Source organism: Streptomyces sp. NPDC101234 (assembly GCF_044767525.1).
GTDB lineage: Bacteria > Actinomycetota > Actinomycetes > Streptomycetales > Streptomycetaceae > Streptomyces > Streptomyces sasae.
On sequence record NZ_JBIWOA010000032.1, the window covers coordinates 59,246 to 78,477 of the forward strand.

At 69.1% G+C, this 19,232-nt stretch carries 13 protein-coding genes; 6 read left to right on the forward strand and 7 right to left on the reverse strand.

What is annotated here, in order from left to right:
* Positions 1–81: 81 nt before the first annotated feature.
* Positions 82–1,170: a LacI family DNA-binding transcriptional regulator gene (locus tag ACIRR9_RS41725; protein ID WP_403763595.1), complete on the reverse strand. Its 1,089-nt coding sequence runs from the start codon at positions 1,168–1,170 to the stop codon at positions 82–84.
* Positions 1,171–1,472: 302 nt separating this feature from the next.
* Between ACIRR9_RS41725 and ACIRR9_RS41730 the strand changes: the two genes are divergently transcribed.
* The 4 genes from ACIRR9_RS41730 to ACIRR9_RS41745 all read left to right on the forward strand — a co-directional run bounded on the left by ACIRR9_RS41730 (position 1,473) and on the right by ACIRR9_RS41745 (position 6,890).
* Entirely contained in the window at positions 1,473–3,218 is a 1,746-nt protein-coding gene (locus tag ACIRR9_RS41730) for a cellulase family glycosylhydrolase (RefSeq protein WP_403763598.1), read from the forward strand.
* Between the two features lie 71 nt (positions 3,219–3,289).
* Positions 3,290–4,969: an ABC transporter substrate-binding protein gene (locus ACIRR9_RS41735; protein WP_403763601.1), complete on the forward strand. Its 1,680-nt coding sequence runs from the start codon at positions 3,290–3,292 to the stop codon at positions 4,967–4,969.
* 14 nt (positions 4,970–4,983) lie between these two features.
* Positions 4,984–5,961 (forward strand): ABC transporter permease, encoded by a 978-nt coding sequence (locus ACIRR9_RS41740; RefSeq protein WP_403763604.1) that lies wholly within the window; start codon positions 4,984–4,986, stop codon positions 5,959–5,961.
* Positions 5,958–6,890 (forward strand): carbohydrate ABC transporter permease, encoded by a 933-nt coding sequence (locus ACIRR9_RS41745; RefSeq protein WP_403763607.1) that lies wholly within the window; start codon positions 5,958–5,960, stop codon positions 6,888–6,890. Before ACIRR9_RS41740 ends, ACIRR9_RS41745 begins: the two co-directional genes overlap by 4 nt.
* Before the next feature lie 63 nt (positions 6,891–6,953).
* On the opposite strand, the gene ACIRR9_RS41750 is transcribed toward ACIRR9_RS41745, so the two are convergent.
* The 5 genes from ACIRR9_RS41750 to ACIRR9_RS41770 form a co-directional block, all read right to left on the reverse strand.
* The gene (locus tag ACIRR9_RS41750; protein WP_403763610.1) at positions 6,954–9,749 is read right to left on the reverse strand and encodes a family 78 glycoside hydrolase catalytic domain; all 2,796 of its coding nucleotides are present in this window, start codon (positions 9,747–9,749) and stop codon (positions 6,954–6,956) included.
* Between the two features lie 63 nt (positions 9,750–9,812).
* Positions 9,813–12,791: a family 78 glycoside hydrolase catalytic domain gene (locus ACIRR9_RS41755; protein ID WP_403763613.1), complete on the reverse strand. Its 2,979-nt coding sequence runs from the start codon at positions 12,789–12,791 to the stop codon at positions 9,813–9,815.
* A gap of 211 nt (positions 12,792–13,002) precedes the next feature.
* Positions 13,003–14,271, reverse strand: coding sequence for an ABC transporter substrate-binding protein (locus ACIRR9_RS41760; protein ID WP_403763616.1), 1,269 nt, complete (start codon positions 14,269–14,271; stop codon positions 13,003–13,005).
* Positions 14,272–14,302: 31 nt separating this feature from the next.
* Positions 14,303–15,124: a carbohydrate ABC transporter permease gene (locus ACIRR9_RS41765; RefSeq protein ID WP_403763619.1), complete on the reverse strand. Its 822-nt coding sequence runs from the start codon at positions 15,122–15,124 to the stop codon at positions 14,303–14,305.
* Positions 15,121–16,068 carry a carbohydrate ABC transporter permease gene (locus ACIRR9_RS41770; protein WP_403763621.1) on the reverse strand — a complete coding sequence of 316 codons (948 nt, stop codon included), beginning with the start codon at positions 16,066–16,068 and terminating at the stop codon, positions 15,121–15,123. The genes ACIRR9_RS41765 and ACIRR9_RS41770 overlap by 4 nt, the downstream gene beginning before the upstream one ends.
* A 332-nt stretch (positions 16,069–16,400) precedes the next feature.
* Here ACIRR9_RS41770 and ACIRR9_RS41775 point away from each other — a divergent pair, with 332 nt between their 5' ends.
* Complete coding sequence (locus ACIRR9_RS41775; RefSeq protein WP_403763624.1) at positions 16,401–17,438, forward strand: LacI family DNA-binding transcriptional regulator; 1,038 nt, start codon at positions 16,401–16,403, stop codon at positions 17,436–17,438.
* Between the two features lie 45 nt (positions 17,439–17,483).
* Here ACIRR9_RS41775 and ACIRR9_RS41780 read toward each other — a convergent pair whose 3' ends face one another.
* A complete protein-coding gene (locus ACIRR9_RS41780) occupies positions 17,484–18,134 on the reverse strand; it encodes a TetR/AcrR family transcriptional regulator (protein WP_403763627.1) in 651 nt (216 codons plus the stop codon).
* A gap of 225 nt (positions 18,135–18,359) precedes the next feature.
* On the opposite strand from ACIRR9_RS41780, the gene ACIRR9_RS41785 reads away from it, so the two are divergent.
* Positions 18,360–19,130, forward strand: coding sequence for an NADPH-dependent F420 reductase (locus ACIRR9_RS41785; RefSeq protein ID WP_403763630.1), 771 nt, complete (start codon positions 18,360–18,362; stop codon positions 19,128–19,130).
* The last annotated feature ends 102 nt before the right edge of the window (positions 19,131–19,232 follow it).

The following is a 19,232-nucleotide window of genomic DNA, read 5'->3' on the forward strand; positions in this document are numbered from 1 at the left end:
GCCCCCCCCCCCGCCGGCGCGGGCGCCCCCCCCCGCCCGCCCCCCCCCCCGCGGCCGGAGGGTGGAGCCGGATTTCCGAGGTCAGTCCGCCGAGGGCGGTGCCGTGCTGGAGCGCACCGTGAGGGTCGTCGCGATCTCCAGCCCGACCTGGGGGGCCTGCTCGCCGCGGCCGAGGGTGAGCGCCAGTTCGGTCGCGGCCACGGCCATTTCGGTCAGGGGCTGGTGGACGGTGGTCAGGGGCGGGTCCACCCAGGCCACGACCGGCAGGTCGTCGAAGCCCACGACGCTCAGATCGGCCGGAATACGCAGGCCCACCTCGCGCGCCGCCTGGTAGACACCGAGGGCCTGGAGGTCGTTGGACGCGAAGATCGCCGTAGGGCGCTCGGGCAGGTCGAGCAAGGTACGCGCCGCGGTAAGACCGTCCTCGCGGGTGAGGTCGGCGTGCACGACGAGTTCCGGGTCGGCCGCCAGTCCGGCGGAGCGAAGCGCGGAGCGGTAGCCGTCGAGGCGGGCGGAGCAGCACAGCTGGTCCTCGGGACCGCCGATCATCGCGATGCGCCGGTGCCCCAGATCGGCCAGGTGACGGGTCGCGGCCCGGCCACCGGACCAGTTGGTCGCCCCCACGAACGGCACGTCGTCCGGCAGTTCCATGATCGGGTCGAAGACGACGAACGGGATCCCCTTCGCCGTCAGTTGCTCACGCTCGGCCTCGGAGAGCTGCGCCACCGACAGTACGCAGTTCGGGCGCCGGGAGACCGTGTCCTCCCAGATCGGGGTGGTCGCGTCGTGCAGTCCGAACTCCGAGACCATGACCCCGACGCGGTGCTGGCGGGCCACCCGCTCCACACCCCGGATGATCTCCACGGCCCACATGTCCTTCAGCTCGCGGAAGACCAGTTCCACGACGTTGCTACGTCCGGCTCCGGCCGGCTTGCGGTAGCCGTAGCGGTTGATGAGTTCCTCGACCCGGGCGCGGGTGTCCGCGGACACCCCCGACTTGCCGTTGAGCACCTTGGACACGGTCGGGACCGACACACCGGCCGACTCGGCGATGTACGCGATCGTGACCGACTTGGGAGCGGCCTTCGTCTCGCCGCCCTCCACGCCGTCCCCGTCGGCCGGCTCCTCGATGTCCCGGCCGGCCCGTCCGTCTGCTGCGTAGTCCGCCAAGGTCGCCTTCCCGATCGTCGAACCGGCCGCGATCCGCCGGTGCCCGGCCCGAAAGCCGGTTGGACAGCTTGCGTGCCGTGCCCGGCATTCTCGCATCTCTTACCGCTGAACCTGTGGCCTCGGGCACATGTTCATGTTAATTTCTCCGCCGCGAACAACGAAACTTTCTCTCGCCGCAGTTCCCGCCCGACAGCTGGTGACCGATGATCGCCCCGGCGACCGAGAGTCCAGCCCACGTGTCGAACGCTTCTGGCAGTGACCTCTCGGGGTCCGAGCCGCCGACCCACCGAAAGGTGCGCGTGATGACGAGGAGACCGGCAAGATTCCTTCCGCGACGGCACCGCGCGTCGCGTCCCCTGCGGAGACTGGCCGCGCTCCTCCTGGCGGTGGCCCTGCTCCCGCTGGTGCCCGCCACGGCCCACGCCGCCGATCCCCCAGAGCCCCCGCCGAGCGCCCCGGCCGCCCGCACCATGGTCGCGGCCATGCAGCCCGGCTGGAACCTGGGCAACACCTACGACGCCATCCCCGACGAGACCTCCTGGGGCAACCCGCCCGTGACCCGGGCGCTGTTCAGGAAACTCAGGTCGCAGGGCTTCCGGAGTATCCGGGTGCCCGTCACCTGGGGCATCCACCAGGGCGCCGGGCCGGCCTACACCATCGACCCGGCATGGATGGCGAAGGTACGGCAGGTCGTCGACTGGGCGCTGGACGAGCACCTGTACGTGCTGCTGAACATGCACCACGACTCCTGGATGTGGGTCAACAACCTCTCGACCGACCACGACGCCGTCCTCGCCAGGTACGACGCCACCTGGACCCAGATCGCCGCGGAGTTCCGCGACGAGCCGTCCAAGCTGGTGTTCGAGAGCATCAACGAGCCGACGTTCAGCGGCAGTTCGGGTGACGACGAGAACTACCGGCTGCTGGCGGAGCTCGATCGCGAGTTCCACCGGATCGTCCGCGGATCGGGCGGCGCCAATGCGCACCGGCTGCTCGTCCTGCCCACTCTGTACACCAACTCCGACCAGGGCCGGCTGGACGCGCTGGCCGTCGAACTCACCGCGCTGCACGACCCGATGGTCGCCACGACGATCCACTTCTACGGCTTCTGGCCGTTCAGCGTGAACATCGCCGGGTACACCCGGTTCGACGTCACCGTGCAGCAGGACCTCACCGATCAGTTCGACCGCGTGTACAACACGTTCGTCGCCCACGGCGTCCCGGTCATCGTCGGCGAGTACGCCCTGCTCGCCTACGACCCCGACCGGCCCGGCATCATCGAACGCGGCGAGCAGCGCAAGTACTTCGAGTTCCTGGGCAACTACGCCCGCAAACGCAGGCTGACCACCATGCTGTGGGACGCCGGCCAGTTCCTGAACCGGGACACCCTGCAGTGGCGGGACCCCGAGCTGTTCGCCCAGATCAGGTCGAGCTGGACCACCCGCTCCGGCACCGCCTCCACCGACCAGGTGTTCCTCCCGAAGTCGAGCCCCATCACGAGCCAGACCCTCACCCTCAACACCAACGGCACCGACTTCCAGGGCCTCCGGTACGGCTCCCGCAACCTGCTCAAGGGCAGGGACTACACCCTCTCCGGCGACCGGCTCACGCTGACGTCCGCCGCGCTGACCGAGCTCGCCGGCGACCGTGCCTACGGCGTCGACGCGACGCTCCAGGCCCGGTTCTCCCGTGGCGTCCCGTGGCGGATCGACCTGATCGGCTACGACCCGCCCGCCCTGTCGGACGCGGCGGGCAACACCGACGGCTTGACGATCCCCACCCGGTTCCGCGGTGACCAGCTGGCGACCATGGAGGCCACGTACGACTCCGACGGCGGCAACGCGGGCCCGGCGAGCTGGACCCCGTACCAGCAGTGGGACAGCGCCTTCACCGCGTACACCGGCGACTCCGTCAAGCTGACCGCCGACTTCGTCAACTCGCTCAAGGACGGCTCCCCGGCCACGCTCACCTTCCACTTCTGGAGCGGCGCCACGGTGACTTACCACGTCACCAGGACCGACACCACCGTGACCGGCACAACCGCCTGACCTCGACGGTACGAGGTCGTCAGCTCACCAGGCCCGTCGTTGAAGCGCTTCGACACGAAAGCAGCCCGACCATGACTGAGCAGATGAACCGCAGAACCCTCCTGAACACGGCCGTGGCCGTGGCCGGCACCGCCGCGCTGGCGCCGCTGCTGTCCGCCTGCGGCAACGGCGGCGGCCAGGGCTCCGGCGGAGCCAGCACCAAGAAGGGCCTCAAGGCGGTACTCCCCGCCTACGTGCCCGACAGCTCCGTCAAGCCGGACATCCCTTCGGTGGCCGGCGGCACGGACATCGCCACCGACCCCGGCTTCCTCACTTACCCGGCCGCACGGCCCCGGACGGTGGACTCGGTCCCCGGCAAGGGGGGCAGCTACACGGCGGTCACACCGCTCTGGGGGACCATCCCCTCCCCCGGCAACTCCTTCTACCAGGCAATGAACAAGGCGCTGGGTCTCGACCTCACGATCAAGCCGGCCGACGGCAACAACTACCTCACCATCATCCCCACGATGACCTCGGCCAAGAAGCTGCCCGACTGGATCCAGCTGCCGGCCTGGTGGAACTCCGGTTTCAACACCGGCGGCCTGGCCGGCACCCAGCTCGCCGACCTCACCCCGTACCTGGCCGGAGACAAGATCAAGAAGTATCCGAACCTGGCGGCGATCCCCAGCGGCGCCTGGCAGGCCGGCGCCTGGGGCAACAAGATCTACGGCATACCGTCGTACTCCAGCAGCGCCGTCGTCTCGGGCACCACCTTCTACCGGCGCGACATCCTGGAGACCAAGGGCGTCACCGCCGACCATGTCAAGTCCGCCGACGACCTGTTCGCCCTCGGCAAGGAACTCACCGACGCCAAGCGGGGCGTCTGGGCCTTCGACGACGTGTGGACCTACCTCTTCCCCTTCTGGGGCGTGCCCAACAAGTGGAAGGTCGAGAACGGCAAGCTGGTCAACAAGTACGAGATGCCGGAGTTCCTGGAGGCACTCGACTGGCACTACAAGCTCGCCAAGGCCGGGTACGTCCATCCTGACGCGCTGGCCGGGCAGGACGCTGCCGGAGCCACCCGGTTCTACGCCGGGAAGGTACTGATCTCCGGTGGCGGCACCGGGGCGTGGAACCTGAGCGACCAGCAGTCCGGGGCGGCCGCCGACAAGAACTACCGGCGGGGCGCCGTCAACATCTTCGCGGCCGACGGAAGTTCCAAGCCCAGCCTGTTCCTCGGCAACTCCACCGGCACCATCAGCTACCTCAACCGCAGGCTGAAGAAGGACCAGATCGAGGAACTGCTGGCCGTCGCCGACTACTTGGCCGCACCCTACGGTTCGGCCGAGTACACCATGGTCAACTACGGAGTCGAAGGCGTCCACCACACCATGGTCAAGGGCGTTCCCACCTTCACCGACGCCGGCAAGAAGTACGTGCAGCCGCAGACCTACTCCTTCCTGGCCTCCTGCCCCCAGGTGATCAGCAACCCCGGCGCCGACCAGGTGACCAAGGACTTCGCCGCCTGGCAGGCCGCCAACGTCGAGTACCTCTACAAGCCGGTGTTCTGGAACATGAACATCAGCCTGCCCGCCACGCTGGCCACCGCGGACGCGGCCCAGTCGGTCGAGGACACGATCAAGGACTGCTGCCACGGCAAGCAGAAGGTCTCCGACGTCCAGGACGCGATCTCCGCCTGGAAGAGCAGCGGCGACCGGCTCAGGCAATGGCTGACAAGCAACGTCCTGGAGAAGTACGGCACAGGGCAGTGAGGGGAGCCGGAACCATGGCCGCCTCAGTCGCCGCCGAGACCGACCAGCACCAGGCCAAGGCGCCCGTGCAGCACGGACACGTCAAACTCCACTGGCGGATCCGGCTGCGCCGGGACCGGTCCCTCGTCATCATGACGATCCCGGCCGTCGTCCTGCTCCTGGTCTTCAACTACGCACCGCTCTTCGGCCTGATCACGGCCTTCCAGTACTACGACCCGCTGGTCGGCGTGTGGCACAGCCAGTGGGCGGGCCTGGAGCAGTTCACCGCCCTCTTTCAGGACCCCTTGTTCTGGGGCGCGTTGCGGAACACGCTCTACCTGAGCTTCGTCCAGCTGATCCTCTTCTTCCCCATCCCGATCGCCCTGGCCCTGCTGCTCAACACCGTGCTCAGCGAGCGGCTGCGCAATCTGATCCAGTCGATCGTCTATCTGCCGCACTTCTTCTCCTGGGTGCTGACGATCACCATCTTCCAGCAGATGCTCGGCGGCGCCGGCGTGCTCAACCAGTTCCTGCGCCAGCACGACCTCGGCACCTGGGACGTCATGACCAACTCGCACACCTTCGCGCTGCTGGTCACCTTCCAGGCCGTCTGGAAGGAGGCCGGCTGGGGCATCATCGTCTTCCTCGCCGCGCTCGCCGCCATCGACACCACCCTCTACGAGGCCGCGACGGTGGACGGAGCCGGCCCCTGGCGCCGCATGTGGCACATCACGCTGCCCGGGATGCGCGGCGTGATCGTCCTGATGCTGGTGCTGCGCCTGGGCAACGCCCTGACCGTGGGCTTCGAGCAACTCCTGCTCCAGCGCGTGGCCGTGGGCCACCAGGCGGCGGACGTGCTGGACACCTTCTCCTTCTACTACGGCATCGCCACCAACAACTACAGCTACGGCGCCGCGGCCGGCCTCTTCAAGAGCGTCATCTCGCTGCTGCTGATCTGGGGCGCGAACAAGATCGCGCACGCCTTCGGAGAGGACGGGTTGTACCGCTCATGAGCACCGCCATCCCGCTGCGCCGACGCGGCAGCGGCAGACGTCCGGTCTGGGACGGGCAGCCAACACTCGCGGGGAACACCGGCAAGGGCACGGCGCTCACCCTGGTCGTCGCAGCCGTCCTGGTCCCCCTGTGGATCATCGTGGTCACCAGCTTCTCCACCCAGGCAGCCGTCAACCGCGCGGGCGGCCTGGTCATCTGGCCGGACGGCCTCACCACCTCCGCCTACCGGGAGATGCTGGGCGACCCGACCGTACGCACCTCGGTTCTGGTGAGCCTCGGCATCACCGTCATCGGCACCGCGCTCTCCATGGTCGTGTCCGTGCTGTGCGCCTACGGCCTCTCCCGCGCCCGCTCCTACGGGCACCGGCCCATCCTGGCCCTGCTGGTCGTCACCATGTTCGTCAGCGGCGGCCTGATCCCGACCTTCCTGGTCGTCACCGGCCTCGGCGGCTACGGCCGGTACTGGTCCCTGATCCTGCCCAGCGCGGTGTCGGTCTTCAACATCCTCGTGCTGCGCTCCTTCTACTCCAGCACCTCGGCGGAGCTCATCGACGCCGCCCGGATGGACGGGGCCGGTGACTGGCGGATCCTGTGGTCGGTGGTGCTTCCCACGTCCCGCGCGGTGACCGCTGCCATCACCCTCTTCTACGCCGTCGGCTACTGGAACGCGTTCTTCAACGTCATGCTCTACATGCCCACGGAGAGCCAGAAATGGCCCCTGCAGTACGTCCTGCTCACCTACGTCAACCGCGGCAACGGCCTGCCGGGTTCCGTCAACAACGGTTTCGGCAACGCCCACGCGGAGACCGCACCCCTGTCCCTGCAGATGGCAGTGGTCGTACTGACCCTGGTGCCGTTGCTGGTCGTGTACCCCTTCATGCAGAGGCACTTCAGGACCGGCGTACTCACCGGCGCCATCAAGGGCTGACATCCGCCACGGGTCTGCCGGTGCCGGGCGCGGAGCCCGGCACCGGCAGGATGTGTCGGCAGGTCAGCCCACGACGAAGGTGTAGTCGCCTGCGGAGACCCGGTAGGACGCGGTGGAGGCGGTGCGGGCCTCGGGCGTCGGCCGCCTGGATCCGGTGGCGATGACGTTGTCCTGGGCGTCCGCGGGCGCGCGGACCACGGCCGTGCTGCCCACCGGGACACGGACCTTCAGGGTGAAGTGGCCGCGGCTGTCCTTCCGCCAGTCGCTGCTCACCAGTCCTTGGGGCGTGCGGTAGCTGCCGGAGGCGTGGGTGAGGTCCCCGACGACGGCCGGAGCGATCTCCAGCTCGCGGTAACCGACCGATTCCGGCGTCTGGTTGATGCCGGCGAGCCCGTTGACCAGCCAGGCGTCGACCTGGCCGAGGAAGTGGTGGTTCTGGGAGCCGGAGCCGTCGAGGGACTCGGCGAGGGTGGTGTGGCCGCTGGTGACGAGGTAGCCGTAACCGGGTGAGGTGGGGTTGACGACCATGTCGTAGAGGACGTCGTCGCGTCCGCCCGCGTGCAGGGCCCGGAAGAGCGGGCCGAGCCCGACCGAGCCGCTGGTGATGTGGTTGCCGGCCGTGCGGACGGAGGCGACCAGCCGGTCCAGGACCTGCTGCCGGTCGGCGGCGGGCACCAGGCCGGCGTCCAGCGCCATCGCGTTCGAGGTCTCGCTGTCACTCCCGTAGTAGACCCCCTGGGCGTCCTCGTGGCGGAACCTGGTGGTGAACTCGCCGGCCAGGGTCGAGGCGAGCGCGGCGTACTTCACCTGATCCGCCTTCTTGTCCAGCACCTGCGCGATCTGCGCCATGTCGTGCGCGGCGGTGTAGTAGCCGGCGAGGATCGCCAGTTGCATGGGGGTGGTGTTGTCGGCGGCGGACCAGTCGCCGAGGCCCGGGATGTCGCCGTTGTTCGCGGCCTTGTTGGCGGCTTCGTAGTCGAGCCACTTGACCATGTTGTCGTAGTACAGCGACATGGTCCGGGTGTCCCCGTAGGTCTTGTACAGCTGCCAGGGGATGCGGATGACGGCGCTGCCCCAGTTGACCTCGTCGAGGAACTCGATCGTCCCCTGCGGATACTGGAGTTTGACCGGGGCGACCCGGTGGAACTCCGGAGCGATGTTCGCGATCAGCCCCGGTGACTCGTCGCCGGGCTGCCGCTGCGCGGTGGCCATGTTGCGGACCAGCTGCGGCTCGTAGGAGGACAGGTCGTAGTCGGTGAGCAGGGCGTCTATGTTGTGCAGGTTGTCGCCAGTGTACGGGCCCTTCTCGCGGTCCGGGCAGTCGGTGAGGACCGACATCATGTTGCTCTGCGTCGCCCGGAGCGTGATGGCGTGGATCTCGTTGATGAGCTGGTTCGACGAGGTGAAGTCACTGGCCCTGGGGTTCGACGCGTGGACCACCTGCATGGTGACGGTGCCGGCCTTGGGCGCGGCGGGCAGGCCGTCGACCTTCAGATAGCGGAAGCCGCTGTAGGTGAAGCGCGGGTGCCAGGTCTCCCTGCCGTGCCCGGAGAGGGTGTAGCGGTAGGCGATCTGGTTCGCGGCCGTGGCGCCCGTGGAGGAGATGTCCAGGCTCCCGTCGGCGTCGAGCTTCTCCGCCGGGATCATGGAGACCGTGGTCCCGGCGGGCCCGGACACCCGCAGGCTGGGCCAACCGGAGCGGTTGGCGCCGAAGTCGAGGAGGTACGCCCCCTTGCCGTCCGGCGTGACGGACACCGGCTCGACGGTCTCGGCGACCGTGACCGGGGGCCGCGGGTCGGCCCGCAACGGCGTGGTGTCCCGCGGGGTCGTGGTGGAGGTGAGCTCGGCCAGGGACGCGTTCTGCCAGTCGGGCCCGTCCAGTCGGGTCGCGGAGGTGGGGGCGGTCGCGGAGCGACGGGCGTCGTACTCCTCGCCGCTCCACCAGGACGAGTACGTCGTGGGGCCGAGGGCGGTACGCCAGGAGGTGTCCGTGCCCAAGGTTTCGCGCCGGCCGTCGGTGTAGGTGATCTCCAGCTGGGCAATCGCCTTCGGCTCCCCGTAGACGGTGTACGACTCCAGGCGGCCTCCGAAGAAGTAGTGCCCGGGCGTCTTGACCCGCTGATAGGCGCCGCTGCCCGTCTCGATGCCCAACGTGTTCGTGCCGTACCGGAGTTGGCGGGTGAGGTCGTAGGTGCGGTAGTCGACCTCGGCGGAGTACGTCGTCTGGCCGGGCTCCAGCACGTTCGTGCTGACAGGCCTCCCGTTGAGCGTGGTGGCGTACATGCCCAGGCCGGTCATGTACAGCCGGGCCTTGGCCACCTTGCCGCGTACGGCGAACGCCTTGCCGAAGACGGGCAGCGGCGACACCGTGCCGTCGGGGCGGGTGTAGTCGTAGGACGAGTTCTCGATCCAACGGGCGGACCAGTCCGAGGCGTTCAGCAGGCCCATCTCGAAGGTGGCCGGGGAACTCCAGTCGGAGACACGGCCGCCGCCGTCCCAGACGCGGACCTGCCAGGCGACCGTCTCCCGGGCCGTGAGCGCGGCGGAGAAGGGGATGCCCGTGGACACGGACGAGACGACCTTGCCCGTTCGCCATACGTCGGCCCGGCCCTTGCGCAGGGCGTCCGCCGAGTGGGCCGCCCTGATCTCGTACGCGGTCTGCGGACTGCCCGCCGAACGCCAGGAGAGCAGGGGCGCGCGATCGTCGATGCCGATCGGGTCGACCTTGTTCTCCGTCTTCAGGTCGACGGCGTACGGATGGGTGGAACGGTGCGTCCCGGGCGCGGCATGGGCCACGCCGGAGACGGTGAGTGCCAGTGCGGCCGCGAGCGCGGCCGCACCAGTGTGGGTGCCTCTCACCAGGGCTTCCCTTCGAATGCTATGAAACGTTTCAGTCGCGGGTGTGGAAAGGTCCGCGCGGGGTCAGCGCAGGCTGCTCGTCAGGCGGTACGAGCCGGAGGGCAGCAGGTAGGAGGCGGTGCCGTCGGCGTGCCCGAGGAAGCGCACGCCGGCCACGCTCGACAGCGGGGTGCGTCCTTCTCGGACGGAGTCGGCGGAGACGGCTGTGAGTCGCAGCGTGGCCTCGCTGTTGGCCGGGACCGTCAGGTCGTACGACAACGTCTCGCCGCCGTCCGTGATCCGCCATTCGCTCCTGATCTCGCCGTACGGCGACTGGTGGGTGCCCGCGACATGGGTGATCTTCCCGGTGGGATCGAGGTGCGGTTGCAGCACGAAGTGCTTGAAGCCGGGGTTGTCGGGGTCACGAGCGATGCCGGCCATGTAGGCGTACATCCACTCCATGACGGCGCCGTAGGCGTAGTGGTTGAAGGAGTTCATGCTGACCGGGCCGAACCCGTCGGTCCTGGAGTAGGAGTTCCAGCGCTCCCAGACGGTGGTGGCGCCGCCTCGCACCGAGAACAGCCAGGACGGCAGCGCGTCCTGGTGCAGCAGCTTGTACGCCAGGTCCGTGCGGCCCTCGTCACTGAGGACGGGGGCGAGGACGTTGACGCCGAGGAAGCCCACCGACAGCGTGTTCTCGGCGTACTTGACCCGGCTGCTCTTCGGATGGGCTGCCTTGTAGGCCGCGTCGTTGCCAATGTTGTCCGCCAAGTGGCCGACCAGGGCCCGGTGTTGGGCCTCGGTGTCGTAGAAGCCGAGCTTGAGGACCCACAGGAGGGCGGTCTGGCTGTTGTCCTCGGTCTTCTGGTCGGGGTCGGAGCCCGGTTCGATCGGGGAGGCGTCGCCGAGGCTGGACTTCAGGATGACCGTGCCGTCCTCGGTGCTGAGGTACTTGGTGATGAACGCCCTCTTGATGTCGCCGAAGAGCTGCTCGTAGGCGGCGGCCTCGGCCGGGCGGTCGGTGGCTCGGGCCATCTGCGCCATGAGCTGGGCGACATAGCCGTAGTAGACGTCGCTCATGAGCTGCGCGCTGGTTTTCTGCGGGGCGAGCCAGTCGCCGGTGAGGGAGCCCTGCCCGGCGTAGGTGTCGCCGGTCTGCTCCCGGATCCAGTCGAGGTAACGGGTCATAGCCGGCCAACTGCTGTCGACGACGGCCGGGTCGCCGGTCATCTGCCACAGCGTCCACGGCAGCACGACCCCGCAGTCCGCCCAACCGCTGCCGCCGCCGGGGAAGTTGTAGCGTCCGCCCGGGGCGACCCCGGTGAACTGGGCCTTGTCCTGCCCGTAGATGGTCTGGGAGTCGATGACGGTGTGCTGGAAGTGGTCGAGGAAGAGACCGGCGTCCGCGTTGTACAGGCCCGTGGTGGCGAAGACCTGGGTGTCGCCGGTCCAGCCGAGGCGCTCGTCGCGCTGCGGGCAGTCGGTGGGCACCCAGAGGTAGTTGCCACGCTGCCCCCAACGGATGTTGCTGATGAGCTGGTTGGTGTCGGCGTCATCCGTGGTGACGGTGCCGGTCTCCTCGGTCGCGGAGGTGGCGACCTTGCCGGTCAGGCCGGTGATCGTGACCGTCTCGGTCGCGGTGACGGAGGCGTACCGGAAGCCGTAGAAGGTCAGGGAGTCCTGGTGGGTCTCGCCGTGGCGGTCGCCCTTGAGGATGTAGGTGCTGGTGGCCTTGGCGCTGCGGAGGTTGGCCCGGTAGAGGGAGCCTTCGGGGCCGTCGGCGCCGGCGCTGCTGTCGTTGAGCATCTCGCCGAACCGGAAGGTGACCTGGGCTCCGGCCGGACCGCGCAGGCGGTAGCGGGGTACGCCGACCATGTTCTGGCCCAGGTCGAAGATCGCGGTGTCGCCGGCGCCGATGGTGACGTGGGCGGAGACCGCCCGGTGCGGGTCGGTCACCGTCCGGTCGGGGTCGACGACGACTCTGCCCTTGCCCTCGCCGGTCACGCCCGTGCAGACGGTGATCGACTGCGGGCGGCGGTCCCAGCGGCTCATCAACCGGGCGGTCTCGGCCGGGTAGGCGGTGAGCCGCGCGTCGGGGTACCTGGTCTCATAGGAGACGCGTTCGGTGTCCGACCAGGCGGAGTCGTCGAAGCCGGACGACGTCCAGCCGGGCAGCTCCGCTCGGGCGTCGTAGGTCTGGCCGTCGTAGATGTCGTCGGCCCGGTAGGGACCGGTGTCGGTGGCCTTCCACGAACCTTCCGCCCGGGTGACGACGGACTCGCTCGTGCCGTCGGTGTAGCGGATCAGCAGCCTGGCCTTGAGGGCGAGGGCGTTGCCGTCCTCGGAGTAGTAGGTGCTTCCCTCGGAGATACGGCCGTTGTACCAGCCGTTGCCGAGGACGGCCGCCAGGGTGACGGCCGGTTCCCGGGCCACGAGGTGCGTGACGTCGTAAGTGAGGTAGTTGGCGCGCGCGTCGTAGTTCGTCCAGCCAGGGGCGAGCAGTTCCAGGGTTGCGGCGCCGTCCTGCGGGACGGTCACCTGGTGGCCGCTGACGTGCAGGTCGTAGATCCCGAGGGCGGAGACGTAGAGCCGCGCCTCGCGGACCCGGCTGCGCAGTGGGGCTTCGGTGCGCAGCATCGGGGCGCCGGGCGAGTTCGGCGTCTTGCCTGTCATCCCGATCCACTGCGCGCCGTCCCAGCCGGTGACGCCGTCCGTGCTCATCAGGCCCGTCTCGAACCAGGCCACGGGTCCGCTGCCGACCAGGCGGCCCGCGGTGTCCCAGACGGTGACGGTCCAGTAGTAGCGGTTCGAGGCGGTGAGGGGCGGGCCACCGTAGCGGACGGCCACCGAGTCGGTGGACCGGACCCGGCCGCTGTTCCAGACGTCGGCTCTGCCGCCGGTCAGCTTTCCAGGCGAACTGGCCACGGCGATCTCGTACGCGCCCTGGCTCCGCCCGCGTCCGACGGCCCGCATCAGCCAGCCGAAGCGGGGGTGCGTGGCGTCCACGCCGAGCGGGTCGATGCGGTGCTCCACCGTCAGTCCGTACACGGCGCCATCCTCCATGGGGCGATTCGGTGCGGCCTGTGCAGTGCCGCCGGTCAGGGCCGCCACTACCGGCACCGCGCCCGCGGTCGCCGCGAGCAGGGTCCGGCGGCGGGGTCCCGTCGTGCGCTGTCTGCCATCGTCTCCACTTCCTCTCCCGTCAAGCCGCACGTCGCCCGTGTCGCGCTCGTCATGGCTCACTCCGTTGTCCTCTCGGCCGCCGGCACCGCGCTCACGAGCCGGCCTTGTAGTCGGTGTCCATCTCCTTGAGGAGCTTGTCGGGCGTGGACTGCCCGCTGAAGATCTCCTGGAGGCCGCTGAGCATGGTCTGCTGCACCTTGGCGTTGGGCCAGCGCTGGTCCATGAAGGGCACGGTGCGGTTCGACTTGATGAACGTGGACAGTTCGGTGAGCGAGGGGTCGACCGCGAAACCCGTGTCCGGGAGGGAGGGCAGGCCGCCCTGCTTCTTGACGAACAGGTTCATGCCCTCGGGGGACATCACGAAGTCCACGAACTTCAGGGCCAGTTCGGGGTTCTTGGCCTTGGCGTTGACGCTGTAGCCGGCGCCCGCCGCGGCCGGGATGACGGTCTGGGACGGGTCGTCCGTCGCCGGGAGAGCCTTGAGGGCGAAGGTGCCCTGCGGGTTCTTCTGCTTGAGGAGGGCGATGACCCAGTTGCCCTGGACGATGCCGAGCGTCTTGCCGGTGGCGGCAAGCTGCTGGCTGGCCTCGTAGTTGGTGCCCAGCGGGTTCTTCTGGAAGCAGCCGGTCTTCTCCATCGTCACGTACTTGTTCAGGGCCGTGGTCCACGCGGACTGCGCGAAGGTCGTCTGCCCGGACTGCATCTTCTGGTCGAAGCCGCGGTCGGGGCCGTAGACGGTGGTGGCGACCAGCGAGTAGAGCACGAGCTGGGTCACCCAGTTGTCCTGGATGCCCAGCGCGAACGCGGGGGTTCCCTTCGCCTTGGCGGCCCGGCAGAAGGCCAGCAGCTTCGTCCAGGTGTCCGGCGGGGTGAGCCCGGCCTTCGCCATGGCCTGCTGGTTGTAGACCGCGCCGATGCCGTTCTGCCCGAAGACCGCGGTGTACGTCTTGCCCTGGTACTGGGCGACGCTCTTCATCGCCTCAGGCATCTTCCCGGCCCAGGGCTGGTCCGAGAGGTCGCGGAGGTAGCCGGGCTTGGCGAGGACGTAGGTGGCGCCCGGGTTTCCGTTGCCGGGCCAGACCGACATCACGTCCGGTGCGGTGCCGGAGGACAGCTGGGTGCGGATCTGCTGCTGGTACTGGTCAGCGCCGCTGGTGGTGTACCGGACCTTGACGCCCGGGTTGGCCTGCTCGAACGCCTTGACGACGTCCTCGACGGAGCCCTGGTCGACCGAGGCGAGGGTCAGCGTCTTGGAGCCGCCGCCACCGGAGCCCCGGGCCTGGGTGCCGCCGCTGCAGGCGGCGAGCAGGGCGGCGGCCGTCGTCGTGGCGACCAGAGCCGTGAGTGTGCGTGTCTTCATGGTGTCTCCTTCGAGGAGCAGAAGGCGGGGCTCATCCCCGCAGCCCTCCGGCAAAGCCGTTGATGATGCTGCGTTGCAGGAGGAAGTAGACGAGCAGGACGGGCAGGATGCTGATCACCAGGGCGGCGAAGATGAGGTTCCAGTCGGTGACGTACTGACCGACGAAGCCGGCGATCGCGACCGGCATGGTCTGCTGGGCGCTTCCGCTGAGGTACAGCAGCGGGGTGAAGAAGTCGTTCCAGACGGCGACCGCGTTGAGGACGAGGGCGGTCACGGTGACGGGTTTGAGCATCGGCAGGACGACGTGCCGGAAACCCTGCAGCGGGGTGCAGCCGTCGATCAGCGCCGCGTCCTCGAAGTCACGAGGCAGGGCGCGCAGGAAACCGACGTAGAGGAAGACGGTGAACGGCACCTGGAGGCCGGAGTAGAAGAGGACGAGTGCCCAGGGGGTGCCGAGGAGGCCGAGGTCGCGCATGGTCTGGTAGAGCGGGAGCGAGGCGAGCTGGAAGGGCAGCACCAGGCCGAGCAGGACGAGCAGGTAGGTGCCGCGCGACCAGCGGGCCGTCACGCGTGCCAGTGGAAAGGCGGCGAGGGCGGAGACGGCCAGGACGATCACGACGCTGCACACCGTGACCAGCACACTGTTGGCCAGAGCCCCGCCGAGCGAGCCCTGCTGCCAGGCGTGGGTGAAGTTCTCCAGGGTCGGCGAAGCGGTCGGGCGCAGCGGCGACGTGTTGTCCGACGCCGGCCGTACGGCGAGGTTGACCAGGACGTAGAGCGGGAAGCCGACCACCAGGGCGGCGGCGATCATGGCCAGTTCGAGTGCGAGGGTGCGCGGGCGGTAGCGGTTCATGCGGCGGCCCTCTCGCTGCGGGAGAGCGCCGCGTACTGTCCGGTGGAGACGACCGCCACGACGATCGTGAGGACCACCGCGAGGGCGATGCTGTAGCCGAACTCGCCTAGCGTGAAGGCGTCCTTGTAGATGAGGGTCGACAGGGTGTCGGTCGCGTGCCCGGGCCCGCCGCCGGTCAGCGCATAGACCTGGTCGAAGAGCTTGATCCCGCCGATGATCGACAGCATCAGGTTGATCGTGAACGCCGGGGCGAGCAGCGGCCGGGTCACCGACCAGAAGCGGCGTACCGGACCGGCCCCGTCGAGCGCCGCCGCCTCGTGGACCTCCTGGGGCACGGACTGCAGTCCCGCCAGGAAGATGACCATCGAGTAGCCCGCGAACTGCCACACGATCACCCCGACCACCGCCCACAGCGCCAGGTCCGGACTGCCCAGCCAGTCCTGCCGCCAGGCGCCCAGACCCACCGCGCCGAGCAGGCTGTTGACCGCACCGTCCGGGCCGAGCAGGTTGCGCCACAGGTAGGCGGTGACGATCGGGGTGACCACCGCGGGGGCGAACAGGAACACCCTGAGCACGTTGCGGGTCCTGATGGCCGAGTTGACGCCGAGGGCGAGCAGCAGTCCCACCGCGTTCTGCACGACCGTGATCGACACGGCGATCAGCAGGGTGTGCCACACGGCCTGCACCGCGTCGCCGTCACGGACCATGTCGGCGAAATTGCCCAGGCCCACGAAGCCGTAGTGGGGATCGAGGCCGTCCCAGTCGGTGAACGCGTAGTACACACCGCGAGCGCTCGGCACCAGGACGACGAAGGCGAACAGGAGCAGGGCCGGCGCCATGAACCACCACGGCGGCGTGGTACGGGCGCGACGGACCGAGTCCGCGGGGGCACGGTCCGGAGGGTGGCTGCGGTCCGGGAGTTGGGCATTCGAGGCGAGAGTCACAGGCGGACCTGCTTCCTTGAAACGTTTCAAAGAGTGCTCGGTGAGGGGCGTACCAGCTGGACGGGCTGAGGTACCTGCCGACTTCTTGGATTGCGGGATGCGGGCGGCGCCGAATGACACGCCCTCGGCGGCCCAGTGGGTAACGTTTCCCACCGGGTGTTGCCAGACCCTAGAGAGCGCTCTGCGTGACGTCAAGACGCTGCGCACGCTGCAGGATTGTTACGGTTACGCGTCGAACGGGGCGGCCCCGGCCAGAGAGCCGCCCCTTACCGAGGTGGAGGTTCGTCCGTACACTTTCAGCCAACGTTGCCCACGGCGTCGGAGGAAGTCACATGGAGCCGCCCGCATCACCCCGTCGCGTCACCATCATCGACGTCGCCCGTCACGCCCAGGTCTCCACTACGGCCGTGTCCAAGGTGCTGCGCAACGCCTACGGTGCCAGCCCGGCGATGCGGGCGAAAGTGCGCCAGGCGATCGACGAGCTGGGCTACCGGCCCCTGGCGGCGGCGCGGGCGTTGCGCGGGCAGACGTATACGATCGGCGTGATGCTGCCCGACATCCGCAACCCCTTCTTCCCCGAGATCCTCGACGGCATCACCGGCTGCCTGGCGGACAGCGAGTACCAGGTCCTCCTGGGCCCGGGCTGCAACGGTGAAAGGGAGGAGGCCCGGGTCATCGAGGCCATGATCGACCGCGGTATGGACGGCCTCGTCCTGGTCGCCCCCGTCTCGTCGCGCACCCGTTTGGAAGCTGTCGCCTCCGTCGTGCCGACCGTCGTGGTCGGCCGCCACGGCCACTCGCCGGTGTACGACACCGTCGCGGCCGACGACGTCGCGGGCGCGGCCCTGGTCGTCGGTCACCTGGCCGAGCTCGGGCACCGCCGGATCGCGCACATCGAGCACCACGAGACCGATCCGACACGCATCGCCGAGATGCCCAACACCCAGCGCGCCGACGGATACCGGCAGGCCATGCGGAACGTGGGCATGGCCGCGGAGATCGACGTCGCCTCCACCAGCTACACCCAGCAGGGCGGATACGACGGCATGCGAGAGCTGCTCGCGCGCCCCCGGCGGCCCACGGCCGTCTTCGCGGGCGCGGACATCGTCGCCATGGGTGTCCTGGATGCGCTCACCGAAGCCGGCCTCTCGGTGCCCGGTGACGTCTCGGTCGCGGGTTACGACAACACGACCTTCGCGGCGTTCGGCCCGATCTCCCTGACGAGCGTGGACCAGGCCGGCCATGAGCTCGGCCGGAACGCGGCCCGGCTCGTCCTGGAACGCATAGCGGACCGCGGCAAGCCGCCGGTCCAGGTCAAACTCTCCCCCTCGCTGGTGACGCGCCGCACCACGGCCGCGCCGTCGGCATAGGCCAGCGGCGCTACCAGACCACGGGGGAACTTCCGGTTTCTTGAGTCAGTGACTGCCGGGGAGGCCCGCGTGGGCCTCGGGTTCGGGCAGGGGTTCGGTGTTGCGGCTGCTGAGGCCGTCGAGAGAGATACGCAGGAGACGGCGCCACTGACCTGGGTGACTGTCGCCGGTCGTCAGGACGGCCTGGCTCAGGGAGCCGCTGAGCAGGACCAGGTCGTCGGTGGTGACATCGGGGCGCAGGAGGCCGGCGTCCATGCAGCGGGTGCGCAGCTCGTCGATGAAGGTGTAGCAGCGCTGGGCGCAGGAGGGAGTGGGGCCGCCCCTGGTGGTGTAGCTCTCGACGACGGCGCGGTTGCCGGCCTGCGTGGTGAGCATGTGCTCGAAGAACCCGGTCAGCGCCTGCCAGGGATCTTCGGTGGCGGTGGCCTGCTGGTGGGCGGCGGTGAGCCAGGAGCCGAATTGCTGTTCCAGGACGGTGAGAAGCAGGTCGTCCTTGGTCGGGAAGTGGCGGTAGAGCGTACCCATGCCGACGCCGCTGCGGCGGGCGATCTCCCGGACGTCGACGGTGCCGCCGTACTCGGCGAAGACGGCGCCGGCCGCCTCCATGATCGCGGCACGGTTGCGTTCGGCGTCCGCGCGGCGGCCGCGCGGTGCGGGCTGTTCGGGTGCAGGGGTCGGCTGCTCGGCGAGGGTCACAGCGTTCAGGGTACAGGGATCTCCGGCATTTCGGAGCACTCGCTCCGGTTGCGCTGGACTCAAGGGGAGCACTCGCTCCGGTTATGCTACCTTCAACAGGAGCACGCGCTCCGGTTTGATGATGCGGAGGGCTCTGGCCTTCGCCTGCCCCTTCCCGCCTGGGCCCGGCTTGCTACGAGAACCACCGGCGGACCGCACGGTCCGCGATATGAGGAGATTCCTTCCATGGCAACCCTTGGCTTCATCGGCAGCGGCAATATCGGCACGAACCTCGCGCGGCTCGCCGTCGCGGCGGGTATTGATGTCGTGCTGTCCAACTCCCGCGGCCCCGAGACCCTGGCCGAGACCGTGGCGGCGCTCGGCGAGCGGGCCCGCGCCACGACGCCCGAGGAGGCGGCCCGGGCTGGTGACTGGGTGATGGTGAGCATCCCGCTGGCCGCCTACCAGCAGCTTCCCGTCGCCGCACTGGAGGGCAAGGTCGTGCTCGACACGATCAACTACTACGCGATGCGCGACGGGCACATCGAGGTCCTCGACTCGGGCAGGACCACCACCAGCGAACTCGTCCAGGAACACCTGGCCGGCGCAAAGCTCGTCAAGGCGTTCAACAACATCAGCGACTTCCACATCCCCGCACTCGCCCGCCCCGCAGGTGCCGCCGACCGCACCGCCCTGCCCATCGCCGGCGATGACGCGCACGCCAAAGCGGACGTCGCGGCGCTGATCAGCCGGCTCGGCTTCGACACCGTCGACGCCGGCTCACTGGCCGAAAGCTGGCGCTTCGAGCCGGAGACCGACCCCTACGCGACGCCGTACTCCGCCGACCCCGACGCCATGCGGGCCTTCTGGGCGCAGGTGGGCGAAGCCCTGCGCTCCGGCACTCTGCCGCAGACGCCGCCCCCCGTCGACCAGGGTGTCCCGCTGCCCGCGGCACGGCTCCGCACTCTGCTCGCCGACACCCCCCGTAAGCTCACCGCCGACCGCGTGGTGGCCTGACCCCAATCAGTCCCTTGCCGGTCCGGCGCACCCGCTCTGGCCTGGAGAGATCCCGGCCGAGCGCGGACCCGGACGGGAGGGACTCGCTATGCCATCCCTGTG

What these genes read in the sequence shown, in the direction of transcription:
- ACIRR9_RS41785 (WP_403763630.1), top strand. Translation starts at nt 18,360, where the DNA reads ATGGCAACCCTTGGCTTCATCGGCAGCGGCAATATCGGCACGAACCTC.
- ACIRR9_RS41775 (WP_403763624.1), top strand. Translation starts at nt 16,401, where the DNA reads ATGGAGCCGCCCGCATCACCCCGTCGCGTCACCATCATCGACGTCGCC.
- ACIRR9_RS41760 (WP_403763616.1), bottom strand. Translation starts at nt 14,271, where the DNA reads ATGAAGACACGCACACTCACGGCTCTGGTCGCCACGACGACGGCCGCC.
- ACIRR9_RS41765 (WP_403763619.1), bottom strand. Translation starts at nt 15,124, where the DNA reads ATGAACCGCTACCGCCCGCGCACCCTCGCACTCGAACTGGCCATGATC.
- ACIRR9_RS41745 (WP_403763607.1), top strand. Translation starts at nt 5,958, where the DNA reads ATGAGCACCGCCATCCCGCTGCGCCGACGCGGCAGCGGCAGACGTCCG.
- ACIRR9_RS41755 (WP_403763613.1), bottom strand. Translation starts at nt 12,791, where the DNA reads ATGGAGGATGGCGCCGTGTACGGACTGACGGTGGAGCACCGCATCGAC.
- ACIRR9_RS41730 (WP_403763598.1), top strand. Translation starts at nt 1,473, where the DNA reads ATGACGAGGAGACCGGCAAGATTCCTTCCGCGACGGCACCGCGCGTCG.
- ACIRR9_RS41740 (WP_403763604.1), top strand. Translation starts at nt 4,984, where the DNA reads ATGGCCGCCTCAGTCGCCGCCGAGACCGACCAGCACCAGGCCAAGGCG.
- ACIRR9_RS41735 (WP_403763601.1), top strand. Translation starts at nt 3,290, where the DNA reads ATGACTGAGCAGATGAACCGCAGAACCCTCCTGAACACGGCCGTGGCC.